Source organism: Chryseobacterium geocarposphaerae (assembly GCF_002797535.1).
GTDB classification, from domain to species: Bacteria; Bacteroidota; Bacteroidia; order Flavobacteriales; family Weeksellaceae; genus Chryseobacterium; species Chryseobacterium geocarposphaerae.
Genome location: NZ_PGFD01000001.1, coordinates 2,248,418 through 2,270,271, shown reverse-complemented (window position 1 = coordinate 2,270,271; position 21,854 = coordinate 2,248,418). Strand labels below are relative to the sequence as shown.

The following is a 21,854-nucleotide window of genomic DNA, read 5'->3' as shown; positions in this document are numbered from 1 at the left end:
TTAAAGTATTTAAAATGAAGTTGAGAAGTACAGTTTTTATTTTGTTCATCATGTGCTATTTTGTGTATGGACAGAAAAAGCCTTTAGATCATTCGGTTTATGATAACTGGCAAAATATCGGAGCAAGAAAAATTTCCAATGACGGAAAATGGATTTCCTATTCTGTAGACATGCAGGAAGGAAATTCAACTCTTTTTCTATATTCAGTTAAAAATAAAATTTCAAAGCAGTTTGCAAGAGCGACAAAAGCTGATTTTACAAATGATTCCAAGTTTGCTGTTTTCCAGATCCGTCCGCTATATAAAGATATAAAAGCGGTAAAAGATAAAAAACTGAAACAGGATAAATTAACAAAAGACAGCCTTGCAATAGTTAATCTTTTCAGTAATATAACAGAAAAAGTCCCCAATGTAAAAGGGTTTAAAATTCCTGAAAAGGGCGGTTCTTATGTCGCTTATCTTTTGGAAAATATGAAAGATAAATCTTCAGGTGATGCTTCTGATAAAGAGGATGGAGACGACAAGAAAGATGAGGATAAAAATACAAAACCTTTGCAGTTGGTTGTGCAAAATCTTCCGGATGGAAAAAGTACAACATATGATAATGTAATCCGCTATGAATTCAGTAAAAATGGAAAACAGCTAGCTTTTGTAACGAAGAAGCCAGAGGAGAAAAAAACTAAAGATAAAAAAGGAGAGAAGGATTCAGAAGATGAAAAAGCTGCGGAAAAAAAGGATAATGATAAATCAAAACCAAAGAAATACGCCCTTGAAACGGTACAGATAGTTGATCTCAAAAAAGGAACGGTGACTAAGATTGCTGAAATGGAAGGTGATTTTTCACAACTGTCTTTTGATGAAGAGGGAAACCAATTAGCTTTTGTGGGAACTTCTTCTGCACAGAATGACCTTGTGAAACTGTATCAGTTGTATTATTTTAATTTTAAGACCGGTAAAAAAGAAATGGTAACCAACAAAAATGCCCAAATGAAAAAGAATTGGGTGATTTCTGAAAACCGTTTCCCGCTATTCAGTAAAAATGGAAAACAATTGTATTTCGGAGTGGCCCCAAAACCTGTTGCCAAAGATACAGCCATGATTGCAAATGACCACGCTGTTGTGGATATTTGGAACTATAAAGATGATTATCTGCAAACAGTTCAGCTGAAGGAACTTAAAAATGATCTGAAAAAATCCTATGCTGCAGTCCTGCAAACGGAAAAGCCTGATTTCTTCAGAAATATTGACGGAGAAGATTTGGATACTTTACGGTTGGTAAACGATGGAAATGCAGATTTTGTCATCGGTGTTACAAGTTTAAATAACCGCATTTCTTCACAATGGGAAGGTTCAACCAAGAAAACCTATTTCCTTATTGATAATAAAACGGGGAACAGAACGGAAATTATTAAAAATCTGAATGGTTCGGTTGAGGTATCTCCACTCGGAAAATTTGTTGTGATTTTTGATAGGGAAAAAGGAATGTATTTTAGCTATAATGTGAAGACTAAACAGACACTTCCATTGAATAACGAATTGCAGGTTTCTTTTGTAGATGAAGAGTTTGATATGCCGGACTTTCCGGGTGCTTATGGTATTGCATCCTGGACCGATAATGATGAGTCGGTGATTATCAAAGACCGTTTTGACCTTTGGGAATTTTTCCTGAACGGATCAAAAAAGCCAAGAAATATTACGAATGGATTCGGACGTAAAAATAAAATAACATTTGATACCTACGATTTAGATAAAGATATTAAAAGTATAAACCGTAAAGTTCTCATTTATTTATCAGCATTTGATAATACAACTAAGGCAAACGGGATTTTTAAAACAAAAATTCAGTCGAATTCTGATCCTATAAAAATTCAAATGGAGAATATCTGGGGATACAGAAGTCTTCAGAAAGCGAAAAACGCGGAAGAATATATTTTAGTAAAAGAATCATACACAGATTCCCCCAATATTTTTGCCACATCAGATTTTTCTGAACAACAAAAATTAAGCAATACTAATCCGCAACAAAGTAATTATAACTGGGGAACGAGTGAATTGGTAAACTGGACAACATTCAAGGGGAATGCATCTACAGGAGTTTTGTATAAACCGGAAGATTTCGATCCGAATAAAAAATACCCTATGATTGTATATTTCTATGAAAAGCTTTCAGATAACCTGAATCGATATGTAGCTCCGGCTCCAACACCTTCAAGACTGAATATTTCTTATTTCGTGAGTAATGGATATTTGGTTTTTACTCCTGATATTTCATATGTTGATGGACTTCCCGGAGAATCAGCCATGGAATATATTAATTCCGGAGTAGAAAAACTGAAGCAGAATTCGTGGGTTGACGGAACTAAAATAGGAATTCAGGGACAAAGCTGGGGAGGTTATCAGGTTGCCTATCTTATTGCTCATACGGATATGTATGCAGCAGCATGGAGTGGTGCTCCCGTTGTTAATATGACTTCCGCTTATGGTGGAATCCGATGGTCTTCAGGAATGAACCGTCAATTTCAATATGAAAAATCACAGAGTAGATTAGGGAAAAACCTTTGGGAAGCACCTGAATTGTACATTAAAAATTCACCACTTTTTACAATCAATCAGGTGAAAACTCCTGTGGTGATCATGAGTAATGATAAAGATGGAGCTGTGCCTTGGTATCAGGGAATTGAAATGTTTACAGCTTTGCGACGTCTTGGGAAACCAGCATGGCTGTTGAACTATAATGGTGATGATCATAATCTTATAAAGCGCCAGAACAGAAAAGATATTCAGATTCGTGAACAGCAGTTTTTCGATCATTATCTTAAAGGGGCTAAAGCTCCGGTCTGGATGACAAAAGGTATACCTGCAGTTCAAAAAGGAAAAGACTGGGGATTTGAGTTGACGGAGGATAAACCTTAATTGAGTTTCAGCAGTGGCGGCGGCTTTGCCGCCGCTACCAAAAATGCATAAAAAACCCCGGCGGAGCCTTTGGCTCCGCCGGGGTTTTTTATGCAAACAGATTACTATTTTTTAGTAGCAATCTCTTCTTTAATTCTATTTTCCAGCTCTTCAGAAAGTTCAGGATTGTCCTTCAATACGTCTTTCACCGCATCACGACCTTGACCTAATTTTGTTTCTTCATAGCTGAACCAAGAACCGCTTTTCTTTACAATTCCCTGTTCTACGGCCTGGTCCAGAATTTCTCCTGTTTTAGAAACTCCTTCACCGTACATAATATCGAACTCTGCCTGTTTGAAAGGCGGAGCTACTTTGTTTTTCACAATTTTCACTTTTACACGGCTTCCAATCGCTTCATCTCCGTTTTTAATTGGAGCAGAAGCTTTTCTGATATCAATTCTCACAGAAGCGTAAAACTTCAAAGCATTACCACCGGTCGTTGTTTCAGGATTCCCGAACATTACTCCGATTTTTTCTCTCAACTGGTTGATGAAGATTACCGTACATTTTGTTCTTGAAATAGTAGCCGTTAATTTTCTTAATGCCTGAGACATCAGTCTTGCGTGAAGACCCATTTTTGAATCTCCCATTTCTCCTTCAATTTCCGCTTTTGGAGTTAGTGCAGCTACTGAGTCGATGACTACAATATCTATCGCTCCTGAACGGATAAGGTTATCAGCAATTTCTAATGCTTGTTCCCCGTTATCAGGCTGGGAAATAATTAAGTTTTCTAAATCAATTCCTAACTTGGCAGCGTAGGTTCTGTCGAATGCATGTTCAGCATCAATGAATGCAGCAATTCCTCCTGCTTTCTGAGCCTCAGCAATGGCATGAAGTGTTAAAGTTGTTTTACCTGAAGATTCCGGACCGTAGATTTCAATGATTCTTCCTCTTGGATAACCACCAACACCTAAAGCGATGTCTAATCCTAAGGATCCTGAAGGAATTACTTCAATGGTATTATCCACAGAACTGTCTCCTAAAGTCATTACAGTTCCCTTTCCGTATGTTTTATCTAGTTTTTCAAGCACTAAGGCAAGTGCTTTCTTTTTATCGTCTGCGTTGCTCATCTGTATAATTATAATTTCTCAAAAATACATAATTTCTCAATGAAAAGCTAATATTATTTATTGCAGAAAATCATTTTTTAAGTGATGAAAATATAAGGTATTCATACTTAACTTATTCAAAATTAAAAGAATGTGTTAGTTCGGATTTTGATATGCTTAATGAAAATTTGAGTTGTGGGTAATCTTTAAATAATCACTCAGTACTTTCATCTGGTCCCTATTTCCTTTGTTTATTCTGGCTTGTCGGCTTACCATTTTATCATAAATTTTATTGATCAGCCACTTTGCTTTCGGGAAAACATTTTTGTTAGAAACATCAGGAATTTGTAACCTCTTGCAAACTTCATCATCCAATAGAAACCATGTACAGCAAATATGTAGATAACGTAAATTTTTTCTTTGAAACTGATATTTTAAAATAGGATTTTCCAGCGATTCATTGAGAAGAGAATGAGCCAGAAGTACAGAATCTTTATCAGCAGGTGGCTGAATGGAAGTCCATAAATAAAAAAATTCTGTAGCCTGTTTTTTATCGTTGGGAAGAAGGCTCTCAGGAATTCCCAGTAAATAGCCTACATATTTCCAAAGGTGAAAAATTCCTTTTTCCTCTTTCTCTGAAAAAGTATTTCCCAATTTATGAAGACTATGTAAGAAAACAAGGCTGAAACCAATATAAGTGGCCATCATATCCCAGGAATTGATCGGCTCACCCCAGTTTTCCGTATCCCAGTTTTTATAATATTTTTTGATGGAAACTCTGGCATAAGAGTGAATTAATCTGGTTTTTATGGCAAATTCATATCCTTTCTTATGAACTTCCAATGCGTCATATCTTGTAACATTTACCCAGAAATCCAAAGTTTCTGAAAGACGTTTTACGGCTCCTTTTTTTAGCGCTTCTGTTGCAATCAGAGGTTTATTGAGGTAAGCGTAATCATAACCACCAATTAAACAATAATCTCTTAAAGAAATCAGAGAATCGAGATTAGCTCTCATGCATAACTCTGCACCGGATTTAATTAAATCATAATCAAGCCAGTCAGGGATTTTTTGGGTTTGAAGAAAAAGTTTTTTTACACTTTCAGGTGTATCATCATTTTCAGAAATACCATTTCTGATATACTGCTCAATTTCTTTAGAAGCTTCATGGAATTTTTTGGTAAGATAAACTTCTCTTACAACCTCATCACCAATTTCATCTACATGATAAAAATAGGGTGCGAATTTCTCAAAAGCATTAAAACTGACTTTTGCACCAGAAAATTCAATAAGCTGCTTTCCGTTGCCTTTTGTCCAAAATTCTTTGAAATGAGATGAATTCTTAAATCTCGGTTGTAAAATTGTGTTTTCCATTCCTATAAAAATACAAGTTTTTCATTTAAACGAGGTTGTGAGATTTGTCAGTTGAAATAAAAACTTAATGGCTTCCTTTTCCAAAATTTTATTAAAAATACCACAAAAGTGTGATTTTTTTGTGTTAGAATAAAACCGAGATTTGTTACTCTAATAACTAAACTAAATATCATGAGAACAAAAATTTTATTGCTGTTCCTTTTTGAATGGACACAAGTGGTTTCTGGACAGGAAATAAAAATTGGGGAACCATTTACTTTCAAGGCTCCTGCAAAACATACAGGTACTGATGTAAAGAAAACTGAAATATATAATAAGGATACAAATAATCCGAATTATTTGGAAGATGGAGTAAAGTATAAAATTGTAGATATTTCAGGTAATACTATAGGGCTGAAAGTTGATCCTCCATTTAAAGAATCTGAAGGATCAATATCTAAAGCGAGTTATTATAACTATAAACTTTTTTATGTCTCTAAAGAAGAGTTTCTAGCCAAAGCTGAAAAAATAGCAGAGGTTCCAGATCGTTTCTCAGTTGGGATATTAACCTTACCATTTAAATTCCGACCTCAAGATGAAAAAACATTTGAAGCACAATTTAATTTGAGTTCAACATTAAATTGGAGAGTAGGGAAATTTTATTCAACAGATTATTATATACAGATTGGTGCAGGATTAGGAAGTGTAGAACTGAATTCAAATAATTCTTTAGGAATCGGAGCGGACGAGAATATAAATGCTGCAACTTTAACTATGTTTACTGGAGTGATGCTACAATATAAAAAGGTTCAAGCTGGAATTTATTGTGGTGTGGATCAAATTAATAATCAGAAACATTATCAGTGGAGAAATAATGGTAATTTGTGGTTTGGGTTTGGTGTGGGATATCAATTATTTAATGTTGATTTAGGAGGGGGAAGTAAGAAAGATGTACAATAAGTAATATTGATTGTTAGTTTTTACTTGAAGTACATATGAGGGATAATTTCATTTATTATTTATAAAAGATATTTTATTCTCATTAAAAAAGTCTAAAATTTTTTCTTTATTCCTAATAGTAAACGATCTTTTTTTACCATTTTTCAGTTTTAAAAATATAATTTCATTATTTCCGGTAATAAAAGCTTTACCATATTTTTTTGAGAGCCTCACTCCCCAACCTCCAAAATCAGAAATAGGATCTGTATTTACAAATTGAATTTCTTGAATTTCATTCCAAGGGATCTTGGTTGTTTTAAAAGTGAAAGGGAAAAAACTGTATTCAAAATAGTTCTGATTAATACGTAATCTTAAAAAAGAAAAAGCAAACACTAGAATCAGAGGAACTGTTACATAAAGTACAACCCAGGGAGATTCTTTATCCTTAAGAAGAATTAAAGTAGTTACAATAGATTGAAAAACAAGGATGATAAGAATGGATTTTGGAAATCCCGATTTTTCCTGAAACCCTTTTGAATCCATAGTTTAATTTATATATTAAAGATAAAAATAAAACCTTCCAAATCGGAAGGTTTTTTTATTCATTGCTTATTACTCATTATAAAGAAGCAGCGTGTACTAACATATCAACTAACTTGTTAGAATATCCCATTTCGTTGTCATACCAAGAAACAAGTTTTACGAAGTTAGGAGAAAGCATGATACCAGCATCTTTATCGAAGATTGAAGTTCTCTTGTCTCCTACGAAATCCTGAGAAACTACAGCATCTTCAGTGTATCCAAGAATACCTTTCAATTCACCTTCAGAAGCAGCTTTGATCGCAGCACAGATTTCATCATAAGAAGTAGCTTTCTCAAGTCTTACTGTTAAATCTACCACAGAAACGTCAACAGTTGGTACTCTGAAAGACATACCTGTTAATTTTCCGTTTAATGAAGGAATTACTTTTCCTACCGCTTTAGCAGCACCTGTAGAAGAAGGGATGATATTGTTTAGAGCAGCTCTACCACCTCTCCAGTCTTTCATTGAAGGGCCGTCAACAGTTTTCTGAGTTGCAGTTGTAGCGTGTACCGTTGTCATCAAACCTTCTACGATTCCGAAGTTATCGTGGATTACTTTAGCTAAAGGAGCTAAACAGTTGGTTGTACAAGAAGCATTTGATAAAATTTTGATATCGTCAGTAAGTTCAGTGTGGTTTACACCCATTACGAACATTGGAGTATCATCTTTAGAAGGAGCCGAAAGAATTACTTTCTTAGCACCAGCGTTGATGTGTTTTGCAGCATTTTCTTTATCTAAGAATAAACCTGTAGATTCAACGATATAATCAGCACCGATTTCGTTCCACTTCAAGTTGTTAGGGTCTCTTTCAGCAGTTACTCTGATTCTTTTTCCGTTTACAACAAGGTCGTTTCCTTCTACAGAAACCTCACCTGGGAAAATCCCGTGTACAGAATCATATTTTAACATGTAAGCCATGTATGTAGCATCGATAAGGTCATTGATTCCCACTACTTCGATGTTGTCTCTTTCAGTCATTGCTCTGAAAACAAGACGTCCAATTCTACCAAACCCGTTGATACCTACTTTGATTGTTGACATAATAGTTTGTTTTAAATTATATTAAAAATATTAGATTGCTAAAATTTCTGAAATCAGTAAAAGATCTTTATTGATTTCATTGTGTTTTTTAATGGCTTCTTCGATGGGTGTATATACCAGATCGTTGGAACGCATTCCTGCCATTACGTTGGTTTGTCCTTCCATTAATCCTGTTACGGCTCCGTAACCCAGTCTGCTTGCCAAAACTCTGTCTGCGCAGCTTGGAGAACCTCCTCTCTGGATATGTCCTAAGATGGCAACACGGATGTCATAATCAGGGAATTCAGCCTTGGTTTTTTCGGCTAATTCATAAATGTTGGCTAATTTCTCTCCTTCAGCTACTACAACGATACTGGAGGATTTTCCCGTTCTTTCAGCATTTCTGAAATTAACGAAAAGTTCATCAATACTGTCTTTTCTTTCCGGAATTAAAATATCCAAAGCTCCGGAAGCCAATCCACTGTTCAAAGCGATAAATCCTGCGTCGCGCCCCATTACTTCCACAAAGAAAACCCTGTTGTGAGAAGTTGCGGTATCACGGATTTTGTCGATTGCTTCCATTGCCGTATTCAAGGCAGTGTCATATCCGATGGTGTTATCAGTTCCGAAAATATCATTATCAATAGTTCCCGGAACACCGATTACCCTGATTCCAAATTCCTCGTTAAAGATTTTTGCTCCGGTGAAAGTTCCGTCTCCTCCTATACATACCAAAGCATCGACACCATGTTTTACACAGTTATCATAAGCCTTTTGACGGCCTTCTTTCGTTTTAAACTCCATGGAACGGGCAGATTTCAGAATAGTTCCACCCTGGTTGATTATATTTTTTACGGAACGAGGTCCCATTTTCAGGAAATCATCATTGATTAGCCCATTGTAGCCTTCTCTTACTCCGTAACACTCGATATTATAATAATTTGCGGTCCTTACTACCGCCCTTAATGCTGCATTCATACCCGGAGAATCTCCTCCTGAAGTAAGAACTGCAATTTTTTTTACAGCACTCTCTTTCATCTAGTAAAAAATTTCGAACACAAATTTACAAAAACAAGTTCAGATAATTGCAGTAACTTTATAGGAGATTTGAATATAAATGATTAAAAAGTTCTAAAATTTGAAAGATTGAAAAATATATCTTTCTGTTTTTATTTAATAATAATCGATAGGTAAGAGTTAATGTTTCTCAGTGAGATATTTCCAATATCTTTTCGGGACGTGCTGAATATGCAGTTTTATATTTTTCCGTTCCTTAATATTGGTTTTGGTAAAATAGCTTTGCCAGAGCGTTTGGTATTTTTTTTCTTCGTCGTGAAATTTCTCCTGGTATTGATTTAAATCTAATTTTTCATCGGGATAAAAGAATTCACAGTTTTCCAAATCGTAGAATAAACCATAATGTCTTCGCAGGTCATATATCATCCATTTTTGATCGGCATATCGGTCTTTAAAATGTTTCCGAATCAGAGGCAACACATTGAAATCAGGATCAATTTTTGCAAAGAAAACATCATCCTGCATTTTTTTAAACCTTACGAAAGCGGTCATTCTGTGCCTCTCTCTGCTTACGGATTTGCAGATTTTGGAGATTTTCAAAATATCATCGTTGGCGAAGTTTTTCAGGACATTATCATTGGGAAATTTCACAGATTGTCTCACCACTGATAAAACCAGCTGTTCCAATTCATTATCTTCCGAAAGATATACGCGCAGCAAATCATTGATTCCTGATTTGCCGATACTCTTTTCCAGCTTATTCAGAACTCTTTCAGATTTTTCCTGTTGGGTAACAACCTCGTGGACTTCTGCAAACATATTTTTCTGTTGGAAATTTTCTCTGTTCATGATTTCCACATCCTGATAACGATACTCGAAAACTTCAAATATCGCTGTGAAAAGCCCGTCGAAACTGCCGTCGTAGAGAAGAGTGGTCATTTTAATTAAAACAATGTCAATTGCTGAGAAAACTGATTCTGAAATTTCGACTGACTTCCACTGAGAATTAATTTTCTCAAATTCAAATCGGTTAAATGTTTCAGAAACGGATTTCCGTAAGTAAAATCAATAAAATATTTAGCACGGTTGACTGCTGCGCCGAGTTTTTTAAGATGGTCTATGCTCAGAACCTGGAATTTTCTTGCACTTACAATTTTCTGTGCTGTTTTTACACCGATTCCCGGAATTCTGAGAATCATTTTATAATCTGCTGTTTGAAGATTAACAGGAAACTGGTCGAGATGCCGCAACGCCCAGCTTAATTTTGGATCAACTTCCAAGTCTAAAAAAGGCATATTAAAATCCAAAATTTCATCCGCTTTGAAACCATAAAAACGCATTAACCAATCTGACTGATACAAACGGTTTTCTCGTAAAACAGGAACTTCCGCCGTAATTGCCGGTAAGCGATTGTCGACCGTTACAGGAATATAACCTGAGTAATAAACCCGTTTCATTCCATAATTTTTGTAAAAATGGTCGGCCACTTTGATGATTTGCAAGTCATTTTCATTGGTTGCGCCTACAATCATTTGAGTTGATTGTCCGGCTGGAGCAAATTTCGGCGTGCTTCTGATGATCTTCTTTTCATCTTTATATTGTTGAATTCCTTTCTGAACAATCCGCATAGGCTGAAGCATATCTTCACGGTTTTTATCAGGAGCCAATAATTTCAATCCAGATTCAGTTGGAATTTCTAAGTTTACGGAAAGTCTATCAGCGTAAAGTGCAGCTTCATTCATCAAATCGTCACTCGCTCCGGGAATTGATTTCAAATGAATATAGCCATTGAAATTATGTTCGGTTCTAAGTTTTTTGGCAACCCGAACCAAGCGTTCCATTGTCGTATCGGCATCTTTGAAAATTCCGGAACTCAGAAATAAGCCTTCGATATAATTTCGTCTGTAAAAACTAATGGTTAAATCTACGACCTCTTCAACTGTAAAAGCGGCACGTTTGATATCATTTGATTTCCTGGAAACACAATAGATGCAATCGTAAATGCAATGATTGGTCAAAAGAATTTTGAGAAGCGAGACACAACGTCCGTCTTCCGTATAAGTATGACAAATTCCGCTGGCTGAGCTGTCGCCCAAACCACCGTTATTCTTTCTTTTTCCGCCGCTGGAAGAACACGAAACATCATACTTGGCTGCATCTGCAAGTATTTCGAGTTTTTCTTTTGTGCGGTCGAAGTTCATAACATTGGACGGTTTTGAGTGATAGTTATAGCGTTCAATTTACGTCAAAAATAAGCCCAATTTATTACAAATACGATAGTTTTTGTCAATTAAGTTACTAACAGGAATATCAAATATATTACTTCAGCGAAAATGATTTTAGCACTTTTACAATTTCATTAGTTTGATACCAATCATTATATACAAGTTCAAATTCTTTAGGTTTGAAATTACCAAAGTTGAACTCTCTGTATGTGTTTATTATTTGTGAATAAGATTTTGGATTTTTCAATCTTGTAATAAATCTGACTGAAGTTATATGTGATGTCTTAATAATATATCTGGAATCTATCGAATTTTCTAAATCCGATTTTTTAAAATTATTCCTTAGGTTTTGTCTGATTTCACTTAGCCTGCTATTTGTACAAAAACCTTGAATCATTACTGCATTCGTAGAAGTCGTTACACCTTTGAATGTAATAAAGAAATCATTATTGTTAATCAAAGAATTTTGAATAATTTCTGAATATCTTCCAATATCTATTTTATCTAATTCAAATCCATCATAACAAGAAATAACAGATAGCACAGTGATATGTAAATCAGGTTCAGGCTGATAATATTGATTTTCATCGATTTCAAATAGTTCTTTTTGAAACTTGGTAATTTGATTTTTAATGTCTTCATCAGGCCTTATCAATAAAGTAATCCCACGCCGTTTATCATTTTTTTTATCAACTAAATTAAAATCAATATCATTTTTTCCGCCTTGGATATTTTGAATTGAATTTTGATAAAGTTCATCATAAATATTTTTAGATTCAATGTCAAATATCATAAGCAAAATTCTATACAATTAAACAAATATACAAAAGTCATTCAATCAAAATCCTTCAAAATCCTTATCTTTACGAATATAAATTTTTGCTATGAATCATCAACCTGTTGAAGGGTTTTCAAAACTTTCCAAACAAAGAAAAATCGACTGGCTTATTTCAGAATACCTGAGTAATGACAGAAGTTACGAGCAGATTTTGCAACAATATTGGAATAATAACCACGACCTGCAAAAACTTCACGAAGAGTTCTCGGAAAATACGATTTCCAATTTTTATATGCCTTACGGAATTGCCCCGAATTTCCTGATTGATGGAAAACTTCTGGCGCTTCCAATGGCTGTTGAAGAAAGTTCGGTGGTTGCAGCGGCTTCCAAAGCTGCCAAGTTCTGGATCGATAAAGGCGGTTTTAAAACAACGATCATTAACAACGAAAAATTAGGTCATACCCACTTTATTTTTAATGTTGAACCTCATAAACTGCTTCATTTTTTCAACTTTAATTTAAAGAAGAAACTAATTGAGGCTACCAACGACATTACTGCGAATATGAGAAATCGCGGTGGCGGAATTTTAGATATAAAATTAGTCGACAAAACTTCCGAAATGCCAAATTATTATCAGCTCAAAGCAAGTTTTGATACGGTAGATTCGATGGGCGCGAATTTTATTAATTCCTGTCTGGAACAGTTCGGGAAAACATTGAAACAGGAAGTTGCGATCAGTGAAGATTTTTCGCAGGAAGAGAAGAATTCTCTGCAGATCGTGATGAATATCCTTTCCAATTTTACACCGGATTGTATCGTAAGAGCTGAGGTTTCCTGTAAGATAGAAGATTTAAAAGATGACAGCGGAATTCCCAATGAAGAGTTTGCCTGGAAATTCAAGCAGGCGGTAACCATTGCTGAGATTGAGCCTTTCCGTGCTACCACTCACAATAAAGGAATTATGAATGGAGTAGACGCTGTTGTAATTGCTACAGGGAACGATTTTAGAGCAACGGAAGCTTGTGCACACGCTTATGCAGCAAGAAACGGAAAATATTCTTCTTTAACGCATTGTACAATCGACAATGGGATTTTCAGATTCTGGATCGACCTGCCGATTTCTGTTGGGGTTGTAGGTGGCTTAACGAATCTTCATCCGTTGGTTAAATTTTCTTTGGCACTTCTTGGAAAGCCTTCTGCGCAGGAATTGATGAGTATTTTGGCGGTTTCCGGTCTCGCTCAGAATTTTGGAGCACTACGTTCTTTGATCACCACCGGCATTCAGAAAGGTCATATGAAAATGCACTTATTGAATATTTTGAACCAATTAGGAGCAACAGAAGACGAAAAGCAGCATTTTGTGACGTATTTCAAGGATAAAACGGTAAGCCATCATGAAGTGATCAATGAGTTTAACAGAATGAGAGGTCAGTAATGCTACAAATTATTTTTGCCATTATCTTCTTAATCTTTGGTTTGTTTTTAAAGAAAACCAATCATCCCGGATTCAGAAGTTCTAAAAGATTTGCTATCATGTTTATCATTTTAGGGGTTGTAATACTGATTGGCAAGCTAACTTCATATTTTTTACATCCTGCATAGTGAAAAAGAAAATTATATTTTTTCTGCTGATTTCCGGCTTAAGTTTTTCACAACAGAAAAGTTTAACCATTAAGGATTTGCCTCCAAAATCTGAAGACACTGTTTTTCCGGTGATTTCTTATGCTGTAAATCCCAGAGTGGAAAATAAAATCAATACCTTTTTGCAGGTTGACCAGTTGGAATACATTCCCGGATCTTCAGAAAATCCATTTAAGCTGGTTTCTACGGGAAAGACTTCCTATTCCAATTATGTCTATTTTTATAGTTGGGAAAAGCTGGAGACACCAAAAAACATATTGAGTCTTGCGTTAGATGGAGAAGCTTCAGGCGCTTATCCTGAAGGTTTTTCAATCTGGAAGAATTTTGATCTGAGAACGGGAAATTTTATTAACGCTAAAGATTTATTTCAATCCGGTTCCGTGAAAACGGTTGAAAATTTAATTCAGAAAAGTATTAAAAAAGAGGTCGGTGATTTTCTTGCTCAGTTAAAATCTGAGAAGAATCCGTCGGAAGAAGTGGCAGATCAGATTGCTATTTACGAAGATTGTTTCATGGATTTTACTTTGGAAGATATTGAATATCGTTTCAGCAAAGATAAATTAACCTTTGTTGCCGGAAGATGCTCGAATCATGCGATGAGAGCGTTGGATGATTTAGGAAGTCATGTTGTAGAGTTTCCTTATAAACAGTTGGAAAAATACTGGAGTCCTTATGCGAAAAATTTGCTGTCAGATTCGGAAAAAACTGACAGAACGAGTTTTAGCAATAAATTATATAAAGGAAAAATTGATGGCAAATACCCCATCACAGTTTTGATCGGCAAGGTGTATCAAGATGGTTCTTTTTCTGCAAAGTACTGGTATGATAAAACTAAAAAGCTGATTGAATGGAATGGCAACATCAAAGGAAATCATATCTCTATAATAGAAAATGATTACTATAGTGAAGAAACCAACCAATGGATTTTTAGAGCTTTAGTAGAAGCGGAGCTGAAAGGCAACACTATTGTTGGAACCTGGCAGGATTATAAAACAAAAAAATATTTGAAACTAGAATTAGAAGAATTATAAAATGAAAACAGTTACTTTAGTTTTTGGAGCAGTTTACGGAATGCTTTCCGTAATTCTTGGTGCATTCGGAGCACATGCCTTGAAGAAAATTTTATCTGTGGAGAGACTGGAAAGTTTTGAAACAGGAGTAAGATATCAAATGTATGCTGCATTTTTCTTATTAATTATCGGCTACATTTTGAAGTTTGAAACTTCATCAGAAAAATGGACCTCAATTTTAATGATTGCCGGAACATTTTTATTCTCAGTAAGTATTTATTTCCTGAGTCTACAAGATTATTTTGGTGTAAATCTTAAATTTTTAGGACCGATTACACCGCTCGGAGGATTATTAATGATTCTAAGCTGGTTGATGCTGATTTTCCATTTTGCGAAAGACAGAATTTAAAATGGAGGAGCGAGCGAAGCGAGCGTCAAAGCACGTAGTATTAGCGATGTCATGCTGAGGTTCTTGAAGTATTTCAATTAAGCATTTCAAAATTCGAAAATATTAAAAACAAATGATGATCTTAATATTTAATGAATTAAAATGAGAATCAATAGAAGACGAAGACTCATCAAAACATTTAATCTTTTGGATCAGCCCATCAGATTCAATCCTTTTGTATTCAGCCGTACTTTTTTTGTGTGGGCGATTACAGGATTGGTTGGCGGGATTATTGCCGGGCTTTATTGGATTGTTCTGGAACACTTTACAGAATTTTTAGCCGAATTTCAGGGTTGGATGGTAATTCCGACGATGGCAATTTGCGGTTTACTGGCGGGTTTAGTCATTCACTTTATCGGTGATCCGGGAGAAATTCATCTGATTGTTAACAATATCAGGTTTAATAAAGGAAAATTGGATCCGAAAAATAATCCTTCCATGATTTTGTCATCGCTTTTTTGTGTAGCATCGGGTGGAAGTTTAGGTCCGGAAGCTCCTTTGGTTCAGGTGACGGGCTCTACAGGAACCTGGCTGGGAAAAATATTCAGATTGAAAGGTGAAGAGTTGCGTTCTTTGAGTATTGCGGGAATGGCGTCGGGTTTCACTGCACTTTTCGGGGCTCCGCTTGGAGGAAGCTTATTCTCACTGGAAATTCTTCATCATAAACATGCTGTTGAATACTATAGAGCCATTATTCCTGCATTGGTGGCGAGCTGTTTCAGCTATGTGATGTTTGCTCTGATCATCCATTTGGGAATTGGAGCGACCTGGGATCTGAAGGCTTATCATTATACTGGAGTTTACGATTTTGCTTATGCTACTGCTTTCGGTGCGGTAGGAACTTTATTTGGCTGGATTTTTATTTTTGTGGTTAAGTTTTTCAAAAGGGTTTTTGAATACAGAAAACTCCCGATTTACATTAAAACTTTGGTAGGTGGAATTATACTGGGAATCATTGCTTTTTATTTTCCCATTACAAGATATTTCGGACATAATGAAATCAACCAGTTAATCAACGGAAATTTTGCGCTGAGTTTTTTAATTGTTGTTTTAGTTTTCAAAATTTTAGCAATAGCAATTACTGTAACTTCAGGATGGAGAGGTGGTTTTATTATTCCTCTTTTCTTTGTAGGAACAACTTTGGGGTTAATTATTCATAACTTATTTCCAACGATAGATACTACATTGGCTATTGTAAGCTGTATGGCTGCCATTAATGCCTGTGTCACAAGAACACCAATGAGCACAACGATCATTCTGGGGACTTTAACAGGTTTTACCTATTTTGTTCCAATACTTTTTGCAAGCTTAACCGGTTATTTTCTGGCTCCAAAAATCCCGTTTATCGGATCTCAATCTGAGAAATTATCCGAAGAATAAAGTGAATTTAAAGGATATGTTAAAAATCAAGTCAGACGAGCTTTAATTTTTAAGTCAATAAACTTGAACTTCCGTGTCTTTTTAGTAAATTTGTCAACCTTTAAATTTTAAAATAAAATAATAAAAATAATATGAATCTTCACGAGTATCAATCAAAAGAGATTTTATCAAAGTATGGAGTAGCAATCCAACGTGGTTTCGTAGCAAACAACGTAGATGAAGCGGTAGCTGCTGCTGAAAAACTAACGGCTGAAACTGGCGCTCAAGGGTGGGTAGTAAAAGCTCAGATCCACGCAGGTGGTCGTGGTAAAGGTGGTGGTGTAAAGTTCTCTCCAAACATGGATAAGCTTAAGGAAAACGCTCAGAACATCATCGGAATGCAGTTGGTAACTCCACAAACTTCTGCTGAAGGTAAAAAAGTAAATTCTGTTTTGGTTGCAGAGGATGTATATTATCCGGGAGAGTCAGAAACTAAAGAATTTTATGTTTCTATTCTATTAGACAGAGCTGAAGGTAAAAATACAATCGTATATTCTACTGAAGGTGGTATGGATATTGAGCACGTTGCTGAAGTAACACCTCACTTAATCCACAAAGAAATCATTGATCCTGCTTTAGGTCTTCAAGGTTTCCAGGCTAGAAAAATTGCTTTCAACCTAGGTCTTGAAGGGAATGCTTTCAAAGAATTCGTAAAATTCATCGGTTCTCTTTACAATGCTTATACAGGTATTGATGCATCTCTTTTCGAAATCAACCCGGTTTTGAAAACTTCTGATAACAAGATTATCGCTGTAGATGCTAAAGTAACTTTGGATGATAACTCATTATTCCGTCACAAAGATTTAGCTGAACTTAGAGATACAAGAGAAGAAGATCCAATGGATGTTGAAGCTGGTGAAGCAGGTCTTAATTTCGTAAAACTTGATGGTAACGTTGCTTGTATGGTAAACGGAGCTGGTCTTGCAATGGCAACTATGGATATCATCAAATTATCAGGTGGTAACCCTGCTAACTTCCTTGACGTAGGAGGTACTGCAGATGCTCAAAGAGTACAGACTGCTTTCGGAATCATCTTAAGAGATCCGAACGTAAAAGCAATCCTAATCAACATCTTCGGAGGTATCGTAAGATGTGACAGAGTTGCTCAGGGGGTTGTAGATGCTTACAAAGCGATGGGAAGCCTTCCTGTTCCATTGATCGTAAGATTGCAGGGAACTAATGCTGTAGAAGCTAAAAAATTAATTGACGAGTCTGGACTTCCTGTTCATTCTGCAATTACTTTGGAAGAAGCAGCCAACAAAGTAAAAGAAGTTTTAGCTTAATCTAAAATTTTATATAAAGCTTAAAACCGTTTCATTTTTTGGAACGGTTTTTTTTGTTAAAATGTAATGTATTCATTTTTAAATTATTATTTTTACAATAATTGGGTTTTAAAATGAATATCCTTTATGGTTTTTCCTTTTTATTTCCTAATTATTCTCTTTTATTATTTATTATAAGCAAGGATTTTCTTTTTATTACGCCATAATAATAAGTAGTTAATCTTTTAAAATAAGAGAAACCAATCAGCCACTAATATTAATATATAAATTACGATCATGAAAACTAAACCATTTATTGTTTCGTGTCTTTTAATAGCGGTGCAGGCATTTAGCCAGCAGAATTATTGGACAAAACTCAAAGATCAAAAAGTAAGTAGAGAAGATTTAAGTCCAAGATGGACGACACCTACTGCTTTTTCTTTGTATCAGCTGGATTTAGACAAAATAAAAGCTGATCTTAAAAGTGCTCCACAACGTTTTTCCAAAGACGAAAGTTTAGTTATTAAATTTCCCGATTCAGACGGAAAAATAAGAGATTATATTATTCAAGAAGCCCCTGTAATGGAGCCTGAGTTACAGGCTAAATTTCCGGAGATTCGCTCGTATGTTGGATGGCAAAAAGGTCACCCGGAAAACTCGATCCGTTTCAGTCTTACACCGCAGACAGGGATCAGTGTAATGTATTTTGACAATTGGGAAATAAGCTATCTGGATAGTTACACAAAAGATCATTCTTCCTTCATCCTGTATAAAAGAAAAGATTTACCTAAAAATGACCGACTTTTTGAATGTCATGTTGAAAATGAACTTGATAATTTAAAAAATAATGGATCTGCTAGTAAAGCACCCTTGGTTTCTGATGGGCAATTCAGAACATATAGATTGGCTTTAGCGGCAACAGGAGAATATACAATTTTTCATGGAGGAACAGTGGCAGGCGCGCTTGCTGCAATGGCTACAACGATGACTAGAGTAAATGGTGTTTACGAAAAAACAATATCCTCTACCATGGTAATGATAGCCAATAATAGTTTATTGATTTATACTAATGCTGCTACTGATCCTTATACAAATAACGATGGATCTACAATGTTAGGTCAAAATCAGACTAATATCAATACTGTAATAGGGACTGCTAATTACGATATTGGCCATGTTTTCAGTACCGGTGGAGGTGGTGTTGCCTATTTAGGATCAGTATGTACATCAAATAAAGCAAGAGGAGTTACCGGTTCAGGTGCTCCGGTTGGTGATCCCTTTGATATCGATTATGTTGCGCATGAGATGGGACATCAGTTTGGTGGAAACCATACGTTCAGAGCTAATACTGGTTCATGCAGTGGGAATGCCAACAACCCTACAGCATATGAACCAGGTAGTGGCAGCACTATTATGGCCTATGCAGGAATTTGTGGATCAACAAACAATGTTCAAAATAATAGTGATGCTTATTTTCATGCTGCGAATGTGCAAGAAATGTATGCTGTGCTACAAAGACCGACAGATTGTTCGGCGAAAGTTTCTAATAATAATCTGGTTCCAACTGCAGATGCAGGAGCTGATTATATTATCCCTAATGGAACGGCCTTTGTTTTAACAGGAACTGGTACCGATCCTAACGGAGATCCGATCACTTATTTATGGGAACAATATGATAATACGTCAAATACTCAGCCTCCGGTTTCTACAGCAACGGCGGGTCCTGTATATCGCTCTTTGTTACCAACAACTTCTCCTTCAAGATATTTTCCTATGTTAAGTTCTGTAATTGCCAATAACCTTATTCCAAAATGGGAGGTTACACCAAGTGTTGCAAGAACGTTGAATTTCTCTTTGCTGGTTAATGATAATAAAGCAACAGGAAATCAGGCAGCAAGAGATGCAATGGTAGTAACCGTTACTAATGACGGCCCTTTCACTGTTTCTTCACATACGAGTAATATAGCATATGTTGGAGGTACAGCAACCAATATTACATGGAATGTTGCAGGAACCAATACGGGAACGATCAATACTCAAAATGTAACGATTTTACTTTCTAAAGACGGAGGTCTGACTTTTAATACAGTGTTGGCTGCAAGTGTTCCGAATAACGGATCTGCATCTGTGATACTGCCTAATGAAAATGTTGCCTCAGCAAGAATTATGGTAAAAGCACTTAATAATATCTATTTTGCAGTAAATTCTTCAAACTTCTCAATCACTCAATCGTTGGGAACTTCAGAATCTGAAATAAAGAGTGGCTTCTCAATCTACCCTAATCCTTCTCATGATGTAGTAAATATTAAATTAAAAAATCAATCACAAAAAGCTGATTATTCATTATTTGATGCTTCCGGAAGATTGGTGAAAAATGGAAGCTTTAAAGGTGAAACAAAATTGAAAGTTAATGATCTTACAAGTGGAAATTATTTGATTTCAATTGCTTTAGAAAATGGAGAGAAAGTAACTGAAAAGCTAATTATCGGAAAGTAAATTTAAGTCCTCAATAAAAAAGCAGTCGATTCGACTGCTTTTTTTTTATTTATCATGATTTTCATTGATACCGGCTTCTCCATTTGTGATGCTTATGCTTGTTGGAGTTACCAGCTGAATTTCGTCTGCATCCAGGCGCTCTTTTATTTTTAAGTAGGCTTCGCTTTTGAGCTGAACCATATTAGCCCCTATCTTCATCCAGAATTTTGCCTGCAGATTGAAAACACCCTGTTTTAAGTCCGTGAAAATAACTTCCACGCTATCCAGGCGGTCTACGTTTTCAAGGTTTTTGACAACCTCTAAAATTCCTTTTTGAGCTTTGCTGATGTCTTCATCAGCTGGAATTTCGAAATTTAAAATAATTCTTCGCTGAGGAGAAGCTGTAATATTGTAAAATGGAGCATTAAAAACAACCTGGTTCGGAATGTATGCCTTCTTTCCGTCATCAGTAAGGATTTTAGTGGTTAGAAAACCAATTTCCTGCACCGTTCCTGAGTGCGTTCCTATAGTAATGTAATCGCCGACTTTATACGCTTTATCAATTCCAATCAGCATCCCTGAAAATATACTGGAAACTAAGTCCTTCAATGCAACCCCGGCAATTACCCCGGCTACTCCTAAACTTCCGATAAACTTCCAGAGAAAACCACTGAAGCCCATGATTTCTAATGTGATAAATGTTCCCATCACCATAATTAAAAATCTGAAAACGCTGATTAAAGCGACAAGGGAACTTTCTTTTTGGCTTTTTGGGAAAAATTTATGGAAAAGTCTTACCGCTATTTGGCTGAGATATTTGCTGGTAAAAAGGAAAAAGGAAAATACAATAACTCCTACGATCAGTTTTGGGGTGAGTTCAGCAAAAGTTAAGTACCAGTTTTCCAAAACCCTGTATACAACATCTACATATCTTAAGCCTGTTTTCTCCATAGAAATTCAAAATTAAATTTTTTTTAGAAATTTTCAACAAAAATTTTGCCAGTCTCAAAAAGTCTACTAAATTTGTAGACTAATAAAACAAATTAATATGTCGATTAAACTAGGAGATATAGCACCAGACTTTAATGCAGAGTCTACCATCGGGAATTTGAATTTTTATGATTTTCTTGGAAACTCCTGGGGAATCTTATTCTCTCATCCTGCAGATTATACCCCGGTATGTACTACAGAACTTGGCTTTACAGCAAAGCTGAAATCTGAGTTTGAACAGAGGAACACAAAAACGATTGCTTTAAGTGTGGATGGAGTAGAAGACCATCAAAACTGGATAAAAGACATTAATGAAACCCAGAATACAGAAGTGGAATTCCCCATTATAGCGGATAAAGACCGGAAAATTTCTGAATTGTATGACTTTATACATCCGAATGCCTCGGCAACAGCAACGGTTCGTTCTTTATTGATTATTGACCCTGATAAAAAAGTAAGATTGATTATTACGTATCCTACGTCTACAGGAAGAAACTTTAATGAGATTATAAGGGTTTTAGATTCTCTACAATTGGTAGATTCTCATAAGATTGCCACTCCGGTTAATTGGAAAAACGGTGAAGATGTTATTATTCCACCGGCAGTTTCCACTGAGGAGGCTAAAAAAATATTCCCAAAAGGGGTAAGGGAAATCAAGCCATATCTGAGATATACACCCCAACCTAATACATGA

The 21,854-nt window shown here is 35.7% G+C and carries 18 protein-coding genes; 9 read left to right on the top strand and 9 right to left on the bottom strand.

The genetic code is table 11. The annotated features are described in order from the left end of the window. Positions 1–14: 14 nt before the first annotated feature. Positions 15–2,912 (top strand): alpha/beta hydrolase family protein, encoded by a 2,898-nt coding sequence (locus CLV73_RS10115; RefSeq protein WP_100376696.1) that lies wholly within the window; start codon positions 15–17, stop codon positions 2,910–2,912. Between the two features lie 104 nt (positions 2,913–3,016). Here the strand turns inward: CLV73_RS10115 and recA are convergent, their stop codons facing one another. Both recA and CLV73_RS10105 read right to left on the bottom strand, forming a co-directional pair. After that, positions 3,017–4,021, bottom strand: a complete 1,005-nt coding sequence (recA, locus tag CLV73_RS10110) for a recombinase RecA (RefSeq protein ID WP_100376695.1) — start codon at positions 4,019–4,021, stop codon at positions 3,017–3,019. A 156-nt stretch (positions 4,022–4,177) separates the two neighbouring features. After that, positions 4,178–5,374 carry an oxygenase MpaB family protein gene (locus CLV73_RS10105; protein ID WP_100376694.1) on the bottom strand — a complete coding sequence of 399 codons (1,197 nt, stop codon included), beginning with the start codon at positions 5,372–5,374 and terminating at the stop codon, positions 4,178–4,180. A gap of 171 nt (positions 5,375–5,545) precedes the next feature. On the opposite strand from CLV73_RS10105, the gene CLV73_RS10100 reads away from it, so the two are divergent. Then, positions 5,546–6,313 (top strand): hypothetical protein, encoded by a 768-nt coding sequence (locus CLV73_RS10100; RefSeq protein ID WP_100376693.1) that lies wholly within the window; start codon positions 5,546–5,548, stop codon positions 6,311–6,313. A 48-nt stretch (positions 6,314–6,361) separates the two neighbouring features. On the opposite strand, the gene CLV73_RS10095 is transcribed toward CLV73_RS10100, so the two are convergent. The 6 genes from CLV73_RS10095 to CLV73_RS10070 all read right to left on the bottom strand — a co-directional run bounded on the left by CLV73_RS10095 (position 6,362) and on the right by CLV73_RS10070 (position 11,930). Beyond that, a complete protein-coding gene (locus CLV73_RS10095) occupies positions 6,362–6,835 on the bottom strand; it encodes a hypothetical protein (protein ID WP_100376692.1) in 474 nt (157 codons plus the stop codon). Between the two features lie 76 nt (positions 6,836–6,911). Further along, the gene (gene gap / locus CLV73_RS10090) at positions 6,912–7,916 is read right to left on the bottom strand and encodes a type I glyceraldehyde-3-phosphate dehydrogenase (protein WP_029295781.1); all 1,005 of its coding nucleotides are present in this window, start codon (positions 7,914–7,916) and stop codon (positions 6,912–6,914) included. 30 nt (positions 7,917–7,946) lie between these two features. Continuing rightward, positions 7,947–8,933, bottom strand: a complete 987-nt coding sequence (gene pfkA, locus CLV73_RS10085; RefSeq protein WP_100376691.1) for a 6-phosphofructokinase — start codon at positions 8,931–8,933, stop codon at positions 7,947–7,949. A 159-nt stretch (positions 8,934–9,092) separates the two neighbouring features. Next, entirely contained in the window at positions 9,093–9,851 is a 759-nt protein-coding gene (locus tag CLV73_RS10080; RefSeq protein WP_100376690.1) for a TIGR03915 family putative DNA repair protein, read from the bottom strand. Between the two features lie 5 nt (positions 9,852–9,856). Then, positions 9,857–11,113: a putative DNA modification/repair radical SAM protein gene (locus CLV73_RS10075; RefSeq protein WP_100376689.1), complete on the bottom strand. Its 1,257-nt coding sequence runs from the start codon at positions 11,111–11,113 to the stop codon at positions 9,857–9,859. Between the two features lie 118 nt (positions 11,114–11,231). Beyond that, on the bottom strand, positions 11,232–11,930 hold the full coding sequence (locus CLV73_RS10070) for a 2'-5' RNA ligase family protein (RefSeq protein WP_100376688.1): 699 nt from the start codon (positions 11,928–11,930) through the stop codon (positions 11,232–11,234). A 91-nt stretch (positions 11,931–12,021) separates the two neighbouring features. Here CLV73_RS10070 and CLV73_RS10065 point away from each other — a divergent pair, with 91 nt between their 5' ends. From CLV73_RS10065 to CLV73_RS10040, 6 genes are all read left to right on the top strand, one after another. Further along, positions 12,022–13,350, top strand: coding sequence for a hydroxymethylglutaryl-CoA reductase, degradative (locus CLV73_RS10065; protein WP_100376687.1), 1,329 nt, complete (start codon positions 12,022–12,024; stop codon positions 13,348–13,350). Positions 13,351–13,516: 166 nt separating this feature from the next. Continuing rightward, entirely contained in the window at positions 13,517–14,587 is a 1,071-nt protein-coding gene (locus CLV73_RS10060) for a hypothetical protein (protein WP_100376686.1), read from the top strand. Between the two features lies 1 nt (position 14,588). Further along, positions 14,589–14,975 (top strand): DUF423 domain-containing protein, encoded by a 387-nt coding sequence (locus CLV73_RS10055; RefSeq protein ID WP_100376685.1) that lies wholly within the window; start codon positions 14,589–14,591, stop codon positions 14,973–14,975. A gap of 141 nt (positions 14,976–15,116) precedes the next feature. Continuing rightward, positions 15,117–16,394 carry a chloride channel protein gene (locus CLV73_RS10050; RefSeq protein WP_100376684.1) on the top strand — a complete coding sequence of 426 codons (1,278 nt, stop codon included), beginning with the start codon at positions 15,117–15,119 and terminating at the stop codon, positions 16,392–16,394. A 131-nt stretch (positions 16,395–16,525) separates the two neighbouring features. Continuing rightward, positions 16,526–17,716 carry an ADP-forming succinate--CoA ligase subunit beta gene (sucC, locus tag CLV73_RS10045; protein WP_066697176.1) on the top strand — a complete coding sequence of 397 codons (1,191 nt, stop codon included), beginning with the start codon at positions 16,526–16,528 and terminating at the stop codon, positions 17,714–17,716. A gap of 276 nt (positions 17,717–17,992) precedes the next feature. Then, positions 17,993–20,191 carry a reprolysin-like metallopeptidase gene (locus CLV73_RS10040; protein WP_100376683.1) on the top strand — a complete coding sequence of 733 codons (2,199 nt, stop codon included), beginning with the start codon at positions 17,993–17,995 and terminating at the stop codon, positions 20,189–20,191. Positions 20,192–20,236: 45 nt separating this feature from the next. Here the strand turns inward: CLV73_RS10040 and CLV73_RS10035 are convergent, their stop codons facing one another. Then, on the bottom strand, positions 20,237–21,121 hold the full coding sequence (locus tag CLV73_RS10035) for a mechanosensitive ion channel family protein (protein WP_100376682.1): 885 nt from the start codon (positions 21,119–21,121) through the stop codon (positions 20,237–20,239). A gap of 97 nt (positions 21,122–21,218) precedes the next feature. On the opposite strand from CLV73_RS10035, the gene CLV73_RS10030 reads away from it, so the two are divergent. Beyond that, a complete protein-coding gene (locus tag CLV73_RS10030; protein WP_100376681.1) occupies positions 21,219–21,854 on the top strand; it encodes a peroxiredoxin in 636 nt (211 codons plus the stop codon).

Excerpts from the sequence above, each read along its gene's own strand:
- CLV73_RS10115 (WP_100376696.1), top strand. The coding sequence starts at position 15 with ATGAAGTTGAGAAGTACAGTTTTTATTTTGTTCATCATGTGCTATTTT.
- recA (WP_100376695.1), bottom strand. The coding sequence starts at position 4,021 with ATGAGCAACGCAGACGATAAAAAGAAAGCACTTGCCTTAGTGCTTGAA.
- CLV73_RS10105 (WP_100376694.1), bottom strand. The coding sequence starts at position 5,374 with ATGGAAAACACAATTTTACAACCGAGATTTAAGAATTCATCTCATTTC.
- CLV73_RS10100 (WP_100376693.1), top strand. The coding sequence starts at position 5,546 with ATGAGAACAAAAATTTTATTGCTGTTCCTTTTTGAATGGACACAAGTG.
- CLV73_RS10095 (WP_100376692.1), bottom strand. The coding sequence starts at position 6,835 with ATGGATTCAAAAGGGTTTCAGGAAAAATCGGGATTTCCAAAATCCATT.
- gap (WP_029295781.1), bottom strand. The coding sequence starts at position 7,916 with ATGTCAACAATCAAAGTAGGTATCAACGGGTTTGGTAGAATTGGACGT.
- pfkA (WP_100376691.1), bottom strand. The coding sequence starts at position 8,933 with ATGAAAGAGAGTGCTGTAAAAAAAATTGCAGTTCTTACTTCAGGAGGA.
- CLV73_RS10080 (WP_100376690.1), bottom strand. The coding sequence starts at position 9,851 with ATGACCACTCTTCTCTACGACGGCAGTTTCGACGGGCTTTTCACAGCG.
- CLV73_RS10075 (WP_100376689.1), bottom strand. The coding sequence starts at position 11,113 with ATGAACTTCGACCGCACAAAAGAAAAACTCGAAATACTTGCAGATGCA.
- CLV73_RS10070 (WP_100376688.1), bottom strand. The coding sequence starts at position 11,930 with ATGATATTTGACATTGAATCTAAAAATATTTATGATGAACTTTATCAA.
- CLV73_RS10065 (WP_100376687.1), top strand. The coding sequence starts at position 12,022 with ATGAATCATCAACCTGTTGAAGGGTTTTCAAAACTTTCCAAACAAAGA.
- CLV73_RS10055 (WP_100376685.1), top strand. The coding sequence starts at position 14,589 with ATGAAAACAGTTACTTTAGTTTTTGGAGCAGTTTACGGAATGCTTTCC.
- CLV73_RS10050 (WP_100376684.1), top strand. The coding sequence starts at position 15,117 with ATGAGAATCAATAGAAGACGAAGACTCATCAAAACATTTAATCTTTTG.
- sucC (WP_066697176.1), top strand. The coding sequence starts at position 16,526 with ATGAATCTTCACGAGTATCAATCAAAAGAGATTTTATCAAAGTATGGA.
- CLV73_RS10040 (WP_100376683.1), top strand. The coding sequence starts at position 17,993 with ATGAAAACTAAACCATTTATTGTTTCGTGTCTTTTAATAGCGGTGCAG.
- CLV73_RS10035 (WP_100376682.1), bottom strand. The coding sequence starts at position 21,121 with ATGGAGAAAACAGGCTTAAGATATGTAGATGTTGTATACAGGGTTTTG.
- CLV73_RS10030 (WP_100376681.1), top strand. The coding sequence starts at position 21,219 with ATGTCGATTAAACTAGGAGATATAGCACCAGACTTTAATGCAGAGTCT.